General features: G+C 71.1%; 8 protein-coding genes, 1 tRNA gene and 1 pseudogene. 5 read left to right on the top strand and 5 right to left on the bottom strand.

Annotation, left to right across the window (positions count from 1 at the left end; all coding sequences use genetic code 11):
* Positions 1 to 171: 171 nt before the first annotated feature.
* Positions 172 to 903, bottom strand: a pseudogene (locus H297_RS38680) (SanA/YdcF family protein); the annotation flags it as partial.
* A gap of 383 nt (positions 904 to 1,286) precedes the next feature.
* Here H297_RS38680 and hrpA point away from each other — a divergent pair.
* From hrpA to H297_RS0127105, 3 genes are all read left to right on the top strand, one after another.
* On the top strand, positions 1,287 to 5,297 hold the full coding sequence (gene hrpA, locus H297_RS0127120; RefSeq protein ID WP_051352237.1) for an ATP-dependent RNA helicase HrpA: 4,011 nt from the start codon (positions 1,287 to 1,289) through the stop codon (positions 5,295 to 5,297).
* Positions 5,298 to 5,362: 65 nt separating this feature from the next.
* Positions 5,363 to 5,437 (top strand) — tRNA-Asp (locus H297_RS0127115).
* A gap of 402 nt (positions 5,438 to 5,839) precedes the next feature.
* Positions 5,840 to 6,028 carry a DUF6274 family protein gene (locus H297_RS0127105; RefSeq protein ID WP_027739612.1) on the top strand — a complete coding sequence of 63 codons (189 nt, stop codon included), beginning with the start codon at positions 5,840 to 5,842 and terminating at the stop codon, positions 6,026 to 6,028.
* A gap of 425 nt (positions 6,029 to 6,453) precedes the next feature.
* Here the strand turns inward: H297_RS0127105 and bldC are convergent, their stop codons facing one another.
* Both bldC and H297_RS0127095 read right to left on the bottom strand, forming a co-directional pair.
* Positions 6,454 to 6,660: a developmental transcriptional regulator BldC gene (gene bldC / locus H297_RS0127100; protein ID WP_003949541.1), complete on the bottom strand. Its 207-nt coding sequence runs from the start codon at positions 6,658 to 6,660 to the stop codon at positions 6,454 to 6,456.
* Between the two features lie 533 nt (positions 6,661 to 7,193).
* A complete protein-coding gene (locus H297_RS0127095) occupies positions 7,194 to 8,069 on the bottom strand; it encodes a DUF8083 family protein (RefSeq protein WP_027739611.1) in 876 nt (291 codons plus the stop codon).
* Positions 8,070 to 8,291: 222 nt separating this feature from the next.
* Here H297_RS0127095 and H297_RS0127090 point away from each other — a divergent pair, with 222 nt between their 5' ends.
* Together H297_RS0127090 and H297_RS0127085 are read left to right on the top strand one after the other, a co-directional pair.
* On the top strand, positions 8,292 to 9,416 hold the full coding sequence (locus H297_RS0127090) for a Glu/Leu/Phe/Val dehydrogenase dimerization domain-containing protein (protein ID WP_027739610.1): 1,125 nt from the start codon (positions 8,292 to 8,294) through the stop codon (positions 9,414 to 9,416).
* A 304-nt stretch (positions 9,417 to 9,720) separates the two neighbouring features.
* On the top strand, positions 9,721 to 9,975 hold the full coding sequence (locus tag H297_RS0127085; RefSeq protein WP_027739609.1) for a DUF3073 domain-containing protein: 255 nt from the start codon (positions 9,721 to 9,723) through the stop codon (positions 9,973 to 9,975).
* Between the two features lie 81 nt (positions 9,976 to 10,056).
* On the opposite strand, the gene purM is transcribed toward H297_RS0127085, so the two are convergent.
* Complete coding sequence (purM, locus tag H297_RS0127080; RefSeq protein ID WP_027739608.1) at positions 10,057 to 11,124, bottom strand: phosphoribosylformylglycinamidine cyclo-ligase; 1,068 nt, start codon at positions 11,122 to 11,124, stop codon at positions 10,057 to 10,059.
* Positions 11,125 to 11,319: 195 nt separating this feature from the next.
* Entirely contained in the window at positions 11,320 to 12,870 is a 1,551-nt protein-coding gene (purF, locus tag H297_RS0127075) for an amidophosphoribosyltransferase (RefSeq protein ID WP_027739607.1), read from the bottom strand.
* Between the last annotated feature and the right edge of the window lie 329 nt (positions 12,871 to 13,199).

The following is a 13,199-nucleotide window of genomic DNA, read 5'->3' as shown; positions in this document are numbered from 1 at the left end:
GGCACCGTCGCCATGCACAACAGCGTGACTCCGCCCGGGGGCGTGACCGGTCGAGGCACCGTCGCCATGCACAGCAGCGTGGCCATCCCCGGGAGCGTCACCGGACCCGACACCGCTACCGGGCCCGGTGGCGTTATCGGGCCCGGTGGCATGACGGCGGGTGTCGGCGCGGGCGGCGGCGAGTGCACGCCGGACGCCCTGCTCGCGGGGGCCGAGGAAGTGCGGGTCGGGGGTCAGTGCCGCGTCGAGCGCGGCCTTCCCCGCGGCGGGCAGTTCGCGCAGTCCGCCCGCGTACCAGGTCGCGTCGCGCGGCTCCCGTACGGGCACACCCCACGAGTCGATGCCGGCCGCCCGGCACAGCGCGACGGCCCGGCGCACGTGGAAGTCCTGGCTGACCAGCAGGGCCCGGTGCACCCCGAACAGCCGGGAGGCGCGGGCGCAGGAGTCCCAGGTGTCGAAGCCCGCGTGGTCGGCGACGATCCGGGACGCGGGGACGCCGCGTGCGGTGAGGTAGCGGCGCATGGCGCTCGGCTCGTCGTAGTCGCGGCGGCTGTTGTCGCCCGAGACGAGGAGGACACGGACCGTTCCGGCGCGGTAGAGGCCGGCCGCGGTGTCGAGGCGGTGCGCCAGGTACGGGGAGGGGGTGCCGTCCCGCAGGCCCGCGCCGAAGACCAGGGCCACGGGCGCTTTCGGCGCGGAGGCGGCGTCCGGACCGAGGCGGTCGTCGGTGGACAGCCGCAGCCATGTCGCGGGCAGCAGGGCGAGGACGCAGGCGGCCATGACACCCTGCACCAGCCGCCTGCGCCGAGCCCTGTCCCGCACCAGCGCACGGCAGCGAGCCGCGGCCCGTGCCAGGCGCCCGCGGCGAGCGGTGGTGCCCTCCTGCCCCGTGCGCCCTCGCATGGCGTTCCCTCCCGATGTCCCCCGCGGTGATGTTCTCCCACAGCGACGCGGCGGGGCCGGGGCCGGTTGCACCGCGAGGCGGGAGATACGCACTGGTCAGAGAGGTGTTGCAGTGGTCGGCGAACTGTTGCGCAGGCAGGCGTCCTGTCACACGGGCGAGAGATCTGTTGCACGAGCGCAGCCCGCCCGGTGGGACCCCGTACCGCTCGCACCCGTGTCCACGGGGGCAAACCATTCGCAGTTCGGGCCCCGCAGGTGAGATCCTGGAGCACGGTATGTCGACTTCCACCCCCTCCCCGCACGAGCCGGCGGCACGGCGCCCGGCGGCGGCCCGGCAACAGACCCCCGCTCCGCACGAGCTGGCGGCCCGTCTTCCCGCTCTCATGCTCGGCGACCAGCACCGGCTGGCCCGCCGGCTGACGGGTGCCCGGAAGATCCGCAAGGGGGAGGCCCGCGCGGCCGTCCTCGCGGAGATCTCCGCCGCGATGGACGCCTCAGAGCTGCGCGTGGCAGCCCGCCGCGAGGCGGTGCCGCGGATCACCTACCCCGAGCAGTTGCCGGTCAGCCGGAGGAAGGACGCGATCCTCCAGGCCGTACGCGACCACCAGGTGGTGATCGTCGCGGGCGAGACGGGCTCCGGGAAGACGACGCAGATCCCGAAGATCTGCATGGAGCTGGGGCGGGGCATCCACGGTGTGATCGGCCACACCCAGCCGCGCCGGATCGCGGCGCGCACGGTCGCCGAACGCGTGGCGGAGGAGCTGGGCACGCAGCTCGGCGAGGCGGTCGGCTGGAAGGTGCGCTTCACCGACCAGGTGAAGGACCACACGCTGGTCAAGCTGATGACGGACGGCATCCTGCTGGCGGAGGTCCAGCAGGACCGGGAGCTGCGCCAGTACGACACGATCATCATCGACGAGGCGCACGAGCGGTCCCTCAACATCGACTTCCTGCTCGGCTACCTCGCGCAGTTGCTGCCGAAGCGGCCGGACCTGAAGGTGATCATCACCTCGGCGACGATCGACCCCGAGCGGTTCTCCCGGCACTTCGGGGACGCCCCCATCGTGGAGGTCAGCGGGCGCACCTACCCGGTGGAGGTGCGGTACCGGCCGCTGCTGGAGGAGGAGGACTCCGAGGCGCCGGACCGGGACCAGGTCACCGCCGTCTCGGACGCGGTGGACGAGCTGCAGGCGGAGGGCCCCGGCGACATCCTGGTGTTCCTCTCCGGCGAGCGGGAGATCCGCGACACGGCGGACGCGCTGGAGAAGAAGTTCGCCCGCACGCAGGGGAAACGGCCCGGCGGCGGCACCGAGATCCTGCCCTTGTACGCACGGCTCTCCCACGCCGAGCAGCACCGGGTCTTCCAGCAGCACTCCGGCCGCCGCGTGGTGCTGGCCACCAACGTCGCGGAGACCTCCCTCACGGTCCCCGGCATCAAGTACGTCATCGACCCGGGGACCGCCCGCATCTCCCGCTACAGCCACCGCACCAAGGTGCAGCGGCTGCCGATCGAACCGGTCAGCCAGGCCAGCGCCAACCAGCGCAAGGGGCGGTCGGGCCGGACCTCGGAGGGCATCTGCGTCCGGCTGTACTCGGAGGAGGACTTCCTCTCCCGGCCCGAGTTCACCGACCCGGAGATCCTCCGCACCAACCTGGCCTCCGTCATCCTGCAGATGACGGCCGCCGGGCTCGGCGACATCGAGAAGTTCCCCTTCATCGACCCGCCGGACCACCGCAGCATCAAGGCGGGCGTGCAACTGCTGGAGGAACTGGGCGCGCTGGAGCCCGGGACGCGGAAGCTGACGAAGGTGGGCCGCAGCCTCGCCCAGCTCCCCGTCGACCCGCGGCTGGCCCGCATGGTGCTGGAGGCCGACAGGAACGGCTGTGCGCACGAGGTGATGGTGATCGCGGCGGCGCTCTCCATCCAGGATCCGCGGGAGCGCCCGGCCGACAAGCAGCAGCAGGCCGATCAGCAGCACGCCCGGTTCCTGGGCACCTCATCCGAGGCGGACGGCAAGGGGGGAGGGAGCAGCGACTTCCTCGCGTTCCTCAACCTGTGGCGCTATGTGCGCGAACAGCAGCGGGAACTGTCCTCGTCCGCGTTCCGCCGGATGTGCAGGGCGGAGTTCCTCAACTACCTGCGCATACGTGAGTGGCAGGACATCTACAGCCAGCTCCGCCAGGTCGCCAGGACGATGCGGATCCGGCTGGAGGAGACCGACCGGGAGCCGTCGCCCGACGCCGTCCACCAGTCCCTGCTGGCGGGCCTGTTGTCACATGTCGGCCTCAAGGACACCGAGAAGAACGAGTATCTGGGCGCGCGCAGCGCCAAGTTCGCGATCTTCCCCGGGTCGGCGCTGTTCAAGAAGCCGCCGCGCTGGGTGATGTCGGCCGAGCTGGTGGAGACCTCGCGGCTGTGGGCGCGGGTCAACGCGAAGATCGAGCCCGAGTGGATCGAGCCGCTCGCCCAGCACCTGGTCAAGCGCACCTACAGCGAGCCGCACTGGGAGCAGAAGCAGGCGGCGGTCCTGGCGTTCGAGCGGGTGACGCTGTACGGGGTGCCGATCGTCGCGCAGCGGAAGGTCAACTACGGCCGGATCGACCCGGAGACCTCCCGTGACCTGTTCATCCGCAACGCGCTCGTCGAGGGCGACTGGCGTACCCCTCACGAGTTCTTCCGCGAGAACCGGAAGCTGCTGGAGGAGGTCGAGGAGCTGGAGCACCGTGCCCGGCGCCGCGACATCCTCGTCGACGACGAGACGCTGTACGACTTCTACGACCAGCGCATCCCCGAACATGTGGTGTCCGGGGCGCACTTCGACTCCTGGTGGAAGCAGAAACGGCGCGACGAGCCCGACCTGCTCAACTTCGAGAAGTCCATGCTCATCAACGACCGCGCGGAGGAGATCACCGCCTCCGACTACCCGGACGTGTGGCGGCAGGGCGGTCTCGCGCTGCCGGTGACATACCAGTTCGAGCCGGGTGCCGACGCGGACGGCGTCACCGTGCACGTACCGCTCCAGGTCCTCAACCAGGTCACGGGCGAGGGCTTCGACTGGCAGATCCCCGGGCTGCGCGAGAACCTGGTCACCGAGCTGATCCGCTCCCTTCCCAAGGCGATCCGCCGCCACTACGTGCCCGCGCCCAATTACGCGCAGGAGTTCCTGCGCCGCGCCACCCCGCAGGCGGAGCCGCTGACGTACACGCTGGCGCGCGAGCTGCAACGCATGGTGGGCGTTCCCGTCACGGCGCAGGACTTCGACCGCTCCAAGGTGCCCGACCACCTCAAGGTCACCTTCCGGGTGACCGACGAGCGGCGCCGCAAGCTCGCGGAGAGCAAGGACATCGAGCAGCTTCAGCTGCAGCTCAAGTCGCAGACGCAGACGGCGATCTCCAAGGCGTTCGAGTCCTCCGCGCGGGCCGCGCACAAGAAGTCCCGCGGGGGCGCCACCGGCTCCCGGAACGCCGCGGGTGCCGCGGGCTCCGCGGCCGACGGTACGGACGCGGCGGCGGCCCCCTCTTTGCAGCGCACCGGGCTGACCCGCTGGACCGTGGGCACCCTCCCCCGCACGTTCGAGACCCGGCGGGCCGGGCAGCCCGTCAGGGCCTACCCGGCGCTGGCCGACGAGGGCTCCTCGGTGGCAGTACGGCTGTACGACACCGAGACCGAGCAGCGAGCCGCCATGTGGCGCGGCACCCGCCGCCTCATCCTGCTCAACCTCCCCTCGGATCCCGCCAAGTTCGCGCAGTCGAAGCTGGACAACCGGCAGAAGCTGGCGCTCTCCCGCTCCCCGCACGGCAGCGTGCAGGCCCTGTTCGAGGACTGTGTCGCCGCGACCGTCGACCAGCTCGTCGCCGCCGGCGGCGGCCCGGCCTGGGACGAGGAGGGCTTCCGCAAGCTGTTCGACGCCGTACGCGCCGACCTGGTGGACGCCACGCTGCGGACCGTCCGCCAGGTGCAGGAGGTGCTGGCGGCCTGGCACTCGTGCGAGGGCCGGCTGCGCGCGACGACCAGCACGGTGCTGGCCGACTCCGTCGCGGACGTACGGCAGCAGCTCGCCGGGCTCGTCAAGGACGGCTTCGTCACCGAGCACGGCGCGGGCCGGCTGCCCGACCTGATGCGCTACCTCGTCGCCGCGGACCGGCGCCTCCAGCAGCTCCCGCACCACGTGGAGCGGGACCGCACGCGGATGGCCAAGGTGCACGAGATGCGGGACGAGTACCTGTGGCTGCTGGAACAGTTCCCGCCGGGGCGGCCGGTGCCGCAGGCCGCGCGGGACATCCGCTGGATGATCGAGGAGCTGCGCGTCAGCTACTTCGCCCACGCCCTGGGCACGGCCTATCCCGTCTCGGACAAGCGCATCGTCAAGGCCGTCGACGCCGCCGCCCCGTGATCGCCCCCTCGCTGTGCGTGAGTTCGCTTCGCGGGCCTGACCTGCTGTAGAGTTCCATCTCGCGAGGTCCTGTGGAGCAGCTAGGAGTGCTCGCCACCCTGTCAAGGTGGAGGCCGCGGGTTCAAATCCCGTCAGGACCGCATCCCGACAAGGCCCATGACCCACCCCGGTCATGGGCCTTGTCGCATACTGGAGGCCGCACCCGCGGCAAGGCCGCCGAAGAATCAGCACATCCCGTCAGGGCCGCCACCCGACAACGCCCGTGACCCACCCGGTCACAGGCCCTTCCGCATTCCGGAGGCCGCGCCCGCGGCGAAGCCGCGGAAGAACCGGCACATTCCCGTCAGGACCGCGCCCGAGGGGCCCGTGACCCACCCGGTCACGGGCCTGTCCGCATACCCGGAGGCCGCCCACGCGGCGAAGCCGTCTGCCGTCGGCCCGGTGCGCAACCTCCGTCCCGGGCCCGGCGGCCGAAGGTTGCCGGGCTCCTGCGTGTTGACGGTGGCGGGGAGGGTGGGTAGTCCTACCCGTGGAGGTGGGTGATGCCGGCAGGTCTCAGCGAGGCGGTGCGGCAGGAGGCGCGGGCGCTCCTGCGTGCGCACCTGGCAGTCGCGGGGCGGCGGCACCACGTGACCCGGCACTGTCCGCACTGCCACCGCCTGCTGCGCCTCACGATGGCGTCCGCGCGCGGGGAGCGCCGGGACCGGGCGGCCGGCCGGAAGGTCAAGTGAGGGTCAAGTGACAGGCGGCGCCCCGCCGTTGGCGCCATACCGTACCGGCTCGGATCATCACAAGAGTTGCCCGGTGTGGCGGGTGTCACGTGAGAAAGCTGTACTCATCGGGAACATGAGGACCCCTCAGACAGCCTCAATTTAATATGTGCAATTGCACTGTTGCCCCATCCGCGAGCAGCACCCCGCCCGGGGATGCTCCGCAGTACCGCTCACGGTCGCCCAGAACCGCGCAGCAGATGACTGCCGCAGGCCGCTCGGAACCACAAAAAAGATCGCGCCGGACCCGGCGGAGTCCAGCGCGATCGACGGTCGGCCACTGTTGGGGCAGCGGTACGGCCTTGGTGGTGCTGCGCGGGCGAAGCTGGGGAGGGGGCCCCGAAATCGCCCAAGGGTGGTGCTGTTGTGCCTGGTCAGAAGCCTGATCAGGCCTCGCTACGCTGCTGCGGGATGCCCGCCAGCAGTGCGCGGACCTCCGCCTCGCGGTAGCGGCGGTGTCCACCGAGCGTGCGGATGGACGTGAGCTTGCCCGCCTTTGCCCAGCGCGTGACCGTCTTGGGGTCCACACGGAACATCGTGGCGACCTCAGCCGGGGTCAACAGCGGCTCGGCATCAGGGGTGCGAGCGGTCATGAGCGGCCTCCTCGGGAGAACCGAACCATCACGGTTCTTTCCTCTAAATTCTGCACCTTGACCCGCGTTGCCCGATATGGCGGACGCGAGCCGAGTCGGTTATAGGACGAACGGCTTGTCCTCGGCACTACAACTACACCATCTGTCCAGCCACGTCGGCCAAACCGATGGAATTGCCCTCTCAGGTGTTCAACCTCGGCGGAAGCCGATGGACCGTCCCATAGCGGACAGTCATCCCGCCATGACAATCCGTCACAGTAGGAGCAGGAGGCACCAGACCCACCAAGGAGCGCAATACCGATGTTTCCACCCAGAGTTGGGCGGAAGGAGTCCCGCGCGAACTCCTTGTCCTATTTTGACACGAGGGGTAGCTCTGAGAGCAAGACCCGTTTAAGTGCAATCCATCACGCTTGCGCCAAAGACCCGGTTCGGGACGTAGGTCCCACTCGCCCCTGCTCGGCCCCACTCCTCCCCCACCGTCCGGTGCGGGCGGATACACCCGTCCCCCCGTACGACGGGATGGATGCGGCGCCTCAGTTCGCGTACTGGAGCTGGCGGACCGCCCTCCAGCGCTCCGTCAGCCGCTCGTACGCCGCGCCCGCCCGCTCGCCTTCGCCGGCGCGGAGTGCGGCCAGGCCCTCCCCGACGTCGGCGGCGGAGTGGTCACCCGCGAGCTGCTCCTCGGGGATCGCGTGGACCAGCCCGCCGTAGTCCAGTTCGACGAGGGAGCGCGGGTGGAATTCCTCCAGCCAGCGCCCCACGTCGACCAGCCCGTCGACGAGCGGCCCCTCCTCCAGCTCTTCACGGAGCACCTTCAGGCCACGGGCGAGGCGTCGCCTCGCCTCCACCATGGGCGTGCGATAGCGGAGAACGAACTGTTGTCCGCTCTCCTGACCCGTTTCCGGCTTCGCAAACTCCCTTTCTTCGTCCACGAAGAGCACGAACCACCGCACCGGCACGTGCCACAGCGCGGTCCGGATCCAGGGCCGCGCGTCCGGGTTGCGCTCCCGCCACTGCTCGTAGTCGGCCGTGGCCTGGCGGCGGACGACGGGCGGCACTGCGGCGTCCAGCACGGTCTGCGGCAGATCGACCTCGCCGCTGCCCGCGGCCTGGGTGAGGGCGGTCAGCGCCTGCCAGCTCCGCAGCCGCGTACGCCACGGGCACACGCAGGTCACGCCGTCCACCTCGGCCACGAACGCCTCGGCGCTCTCGCGTACGGGCACCAGGACCGGCGGCACGGGCACCAAGTCCGCCAGCGCGCGCCGGATTTCGTCCTGCGCGGTCGGGAAGCGCTCCGCCTTCGCATACGCGATCCAGTGCGAGCGCTCCGGCTCGGGAAAGGCGGCCAACGGTTCGTAGACCCGCAGGTACGCCGCGTACGGGACGACGACCGGCGCTTTCTCAGCCACGCATTGCCTCCAAGCTCTGGCGAACGGCCGCCCCCTTCGGGCGGTCCGGACCGTTTCGCAGGCGAACCTGGAAGACAGTTGACTACCCCGATCGTGCGACCGCAACGTGCCCACTGCCCACGGAGCCGTACGCTGCTTGCGGACCGGCCCGCACGGGCCCCGACCCGCCACAAGCGGCGCGGCCCGGCCGAGGGCTACGACGCGATCCCAGGAGTCACCACCGTGATCGAGGTACCACCTTCTGCAGGTGTCCCGGACGGCGTCCCCGCGGGCGACCCCGTCCTCTCCACGCTCTTCCACTCCGACCGGGGCGGCCACGAGCAGGTCCTGCTGTGCCAGGACCGCCCCAGCGGCCTCAAGGCCGTCATCGCGCTGCACTCCACCGCGCTGGGCCCGGCCCTGGGCGGCACCCGCTTCCACGCGTACGCCGGCTCGGCCGATCCCGAGCGGGCCGCGGTGCTCGACGCGCTCAACCTCGCGCGCGGCATGTCGTACAAGAACGCGCTGGCCGGTCTCGACCACGGCGGCGGCAAGGCCGTGATCATCGGCGATCCCGAGCACCTCAAGAGCGAGGCCCTGCTGCGCGCCTACGGCCGCTTCGTCGCCTCCCTGGGCGGCCGCTACGTGACCGCCTGCGACGTGGGCACCTACGTCCAGGACATGGACGTGGTGGCGCAGGAGTGCCGCTGGACCACGGGCCGTTCCCCGCAGAAGGGCGGTGCGGGTGACTCCTCCGTACTGACCGCCTTCGGTGTCTACCAGGGCATGCGCGCCGCCGCCCAGCGCCTGTGGGGCGCCCCCACGCTGCGCGGCCGGCTGGTGGGCGTCGCGGGGGTCGGCAAGGTCGGCAAGCACCTGGTCGGGCACCTGCTCGACGACGGGGCCCGGGTGCTCGTCACGGACGTGCGCGAGGCGTCCGTGCGTGCCGTGCTGGAGGCGCACCCCGGTTCCGCCGTGAGCGCCGTGCCGGACACCGGCACGCTGATCCGCACCGAGGGTCTGGACCTGTACGCGCCGTGTGCGCTCGGGGGAGCGCTCGACGACGAGACGGTGCCGGTGCTCCGGGCCCGGGCGGTGTGCGGCGCCGCCAACAACCAGCTCGCCCACCCGGGTGTGGAGAAGGACCTGGCGGACCGCGGCATCCTCTACGCCCCCGACTACGTCGTCAACGCGGGCGGCGTCATCCAGGTCGCGGACGAGCTCCACGGCTTCGACTTCGCGCGTGCGAAAGCAAAGGCTGCGAAGATCTTCGACACCACGGTGGAGATCTTCGAGCGCGCGGCGGCCGACGGCGTCCCCCCGGCCGCGGCCGCCGACCGGCTGGCCGAGCAGCGCATGGGCCTGTGACATCTGCGTAAGCGCCCGGCAGGCAGCGCGTGAACCCCGGCGGAGAGGCCCGTGACAGTGGTCTCACCACCCCGCGGCGGGTCTCTCCGGCACAGGAAGGTAAAATCGCCACTGACCAGCACCAGGACGGTCAACGGGCGCGTCGGACGGCGGCCGTGTCGTGCGGGCGACGTACCGTACGGCGGCGGAAGCAGGTACCGTTGAAGCCCTGAGTACCGGTCTCTCCCACGAGAGGCCGCTATGAACCATGAACGCGTGTCAAGACTCTGGGGCCGTCGAGCCCCGTCGTTGAGGGGGTCGAGCCATGGGGCGCGGCCGGGCCAAGGCCAAGCAGACGAAGGTCGCCCGCCAGCTGAAGTACAACACTGGCGGGACGGACCTGACGCGCCTGGCCGAGGAGCTGGGCGCATCGACGTCGAACGAGCCGCCGAACGGCGACTCGTTCGAGGACGATGAGCAGGACGACCCGTACGCACGGTACGCGGATCTGTACAACGACGAGGGGGAGGACGACGCGGACGCGTCGTCCGACCACCGGTCGAAGCGCCGCGGCGCGTGACGTCCGGTCCGTCGTTCATCATCACTCGCACCGACCCGGTCCGGCATCCACCGGACCGGGTTCTGATGTGCGGCGCCACCGTCAGCGCGCATAGTCACCCGTCAGCGTGACCGCTTCGTCGCGGTCACCGCGCCCGGTGATCTCGCCGGCGACCCAGGCGTCCACACCCCGGTCCGTCAGCGTCGCCAGCACCCCGCCGACCGATGCCTGCGGCACCACGGCGATCATGCCGACGCCCATGTTCAGTGTCTTCTCCAGCTCGGCCCGCGACACCTTCCCCGCGCCGCCGACCACGTCGAAGACCGCACCCGGCGCCCACGTCGCCCGGTCCACCCGCGCGTGCAGCTCCTCGGGGATCACCCGCGCCAGATTGCTGGCCAGCCCGCCGCCCGTCACGTGCGAGAACGCGTGCACCTCGCTCGTCCGGGCCAGCTCCAGGCAGTCGAGCGAGTAGATCCTGGTGGGCTCCAGCAGCTCCTCGCCGAGCGTACGGCCGAACTCGGGCACCTCCCGCTCCAGCGTCCACCCCGCCCGGTCGAAGACCACGTGCCGCACCAGCGAGTACCCGTTGGAGTGAAGCCCGGAGGACGCCATCGCCACCACCGCGTCCCCCGAACGGATGCGATCCGGCCCCAGCACGGCCTCGGCCTCCACCACACCGGTGCCGGCCCCCGCCACGTCGTACTCGTCCGGCCCCAGCAGCCCCGGGTGCTCCGCCGTCTCCCCGCCCACCAGCGAGCAGCCCGCCAGCACGCAGCCCTCGGCGATGCCCTTCACGATCTGCGCCACCCGCTCAGGGACGACCTTGCCCACGCAGATGTAGTCCGTCATGAACAGCGGCTCCGCACCGCACACCACCAGGTCGTCCACGACCATCGCCACCAGGTCGTGACCGATCGTGTCGTGCACGTCCATCCGCTGCGCGAGCGCGACCTTGGTGCCGACCCCGTCGGTCGCCGACGCCAGCAACGGCCGCGCGTACCCCTTCAACCGCGACGCATCGAACAGCCCCGCGAACCCACCCAGCGCCCCCACCGACTCGGGCCGCTGCGTCCTGGCCACCCACTCCTTCATCAGGCCCACCGCGCGATCACCGGCCTCGATGTCGACCCCGGCCGCCGCGTAACTGGCGCCATCACTCTGTGTCATCGATACGTCTTCCTGTACGTGAGGGGTTGACCAACTCCCCTACCTGCTCGGACCCGCGCGAAAGCCGCCGGACGCAGGGAGGCGAATCCCCCGGCAGCGGAGGGCCGTCGGGCGAGGACAAGGGGGTTCGGGGCGCGCAGGCCCGACGGAGGAAACGGCCACGGAGCTGCGGCCTCGACCACTGACACCCGGAACTCAGGGCCGCCGCAACGCGTCTCCCGCCCCCACCCCGGAGGCCAGCGTCCCCACCCCGTCCACATCGCTGGCGGCCTCAGCCTCCAACAGGTGCTTCCCGAGCAGCTCGGGATCGGGCAACTCCATCGGGTACTCCCCGTCGAAGCACGCCCGGCACAGCTCCCCCTTGGGGATCGTCGTCGCCTCGGTCATCCCGTCGATCGAGATGTAGGCCAGCGAGTCGGCCCCCAGCGACTTGCCGATCTCCTCGGTCGACAGCCCGTTGGCGATCAGCTCGGCCCGCGTGGCGAAGTCGATCCCGAAGAAGCACGGCCACTTGATCGGCGGTGAGGAGATCCGCACGTGCACCTCGGCGGCCCCGGCCTCGCGCAGCATCCGCACGAGCGCCCGCTGGGTGTTGCCGCGCACGATCGAGTCGTCCACGACGACCAGCCGCTTGCCCCGGATGACCTCTTTGAGCGGGTTGAGCTTCAGCCGGATCCCGAGCTGCCGGATGGTCTGCGAGGGCTGGATGAACGTACGGCCCACATAGCTGTTCTTCACCAGCCCGGACCCGTACGGGATCCCGCTGGCCTCGGCGTAGCCGACGGCGGCGGGCGTACCGGACTCCGGGGTCGCTATCACCAGGTCCGCCTCGGCCGGCGCCTCGGCCGCCAGCTTGCGGCCCATCTCGACACGGGACAGATACACGTTCCGCCCGGCGATGTCGGTGTCCGGGCGGGCCAGGTACACGTACTCGAAGACACAGCCCCGCGGCCTTGCGTCAGCAAACCGCGAAGTGCGCAGCCCGTCCTCGTCGATGGCGACGAGTTCGCCCGGCTCGATCTCCCGGATGAAGCTGGCGCCGACGATGTCGAGCGCGGAGGTCTCGCTGGCGACGACCCAGCCGCGCTCCAGCCTGCCGAGCACCAGCGGGCGGACGCCCTGCGGGTCGCGGGCCGCGTAGAGCGTGTTCTCGTCCATGAAGACCATCGAGAACGCGCCCTGCACCTGCGGCAGCACCAGCGGAGCCGCCTCCTCGACGGTCAGCGGCTTGCCGTCGTCATCGGTCTGCCCGGCGAGCAGGGCGGTGACCAGGTCGGTGTCGTTGGTGGCGGCCACCTGGGTGGCGCGTCCGTTGCCGGCCACGGCCTGCTTGGCGACCAGCTCCGCCAGCTGGGCGGTGTTGACCAGGTTGCCGTTGTGGCCCAGGGCGATCGACCCGTGGGCGGTGGCGCGGAAGGTCGGCTGGGCGTTCTCCCACACCGAGGCGCCGGTCGTCGAGTAGCGCGCGTGTCCCACGGCGATGTGGCCGCGCAGGGAACCTAGGGAAGTTTCGTCGAAGACCTGTGAGACCAGGCCCATGTCCTTGAAGACCAGGATCTGGGAACCGTTGCTCACTGCGATGCCCGCGGACTCCTGACCGCGGTGTTGCAGGGCGTACAGGCCGAAATACGTGAGCTTCGCGACCTCTTCACCGGGTGCCCAGACGCCGAAGACGCCGCAGGCGTCCTGGGGGCCCTTCTCACCGGGAAGGAGGTCGTGGCTGAGCTTTCCGTCACCACGTGGCACGTCTTCGAGTCTAGGCCAGGGCCCGGACTCCGCCGAACCGGGGAACGTCCGCCGAGCGGGAGGGGTCTTGACGGCGGAGCCGTCCACCGTCCGGGACGGGCGGCCTTCGCGGACGTACCGTAGCGGTGCTGCGGCTTGCCGTAGCCGTGGACGCGTCCCGCACACCCCCGGCCCCTCTCCCGCCACTCCGCGAAGCCCTCTCCCGCGTGCCGGGCCGGCGGCCGAGCGGCGGAGCGGCGTCCGGGCCTGGTGAGATACCCCACTGCGCACCGACCGTGCCCCGGGCTCGGCTGGCCCCTCGGCGCAGAGGCCACGGCACGCGGGTCCAC

It is taken from the genome of Streptomyces sp. CNT360, from assembly GCF_000424785.1.
This window is presented reverse-complemented; position numbering and strand designations above follow the sequence as displayed.

Bases quoted from the DNA above. Each gene is read 5' to 3' on its own strand.
- hrpA (WP_051352237.1), top strand. From the start codon at position 1,287: ATGCTCGGCGACCAGCACCGGCTGGCCCGCCGGCTGACGGGTGCCCGG.
- H297_RS0127105 (WP_027739612.1), top strand. From the start codon at position 5,840: ATGCCGGCAGGTCTCAGCGAGGCGGTGCGGCAGGAGGCGCGGGCGCTC.
- bldC (WP_003949541.1), bottom strand. From the start codon at position 6,660: ATGACCGCTCGCACCCCTGATGCCGAGCCGCTGTTGACCCCGGCTGAG.
- H297_RS0127085 (WP_027739609.1), top strand. From the start codon at position 9,721: ATGGGGCGCGGCCGGGCCAAGGCCAAGCAGACGAAGGTCGCCCGCCAG.
- purM (WP_027739608.1), bottom strand. From the start codon at position 11,124: ATGACACAGAGTGATGGCGCCAGTTACGCGGCGGCCGGGGTCGACATC.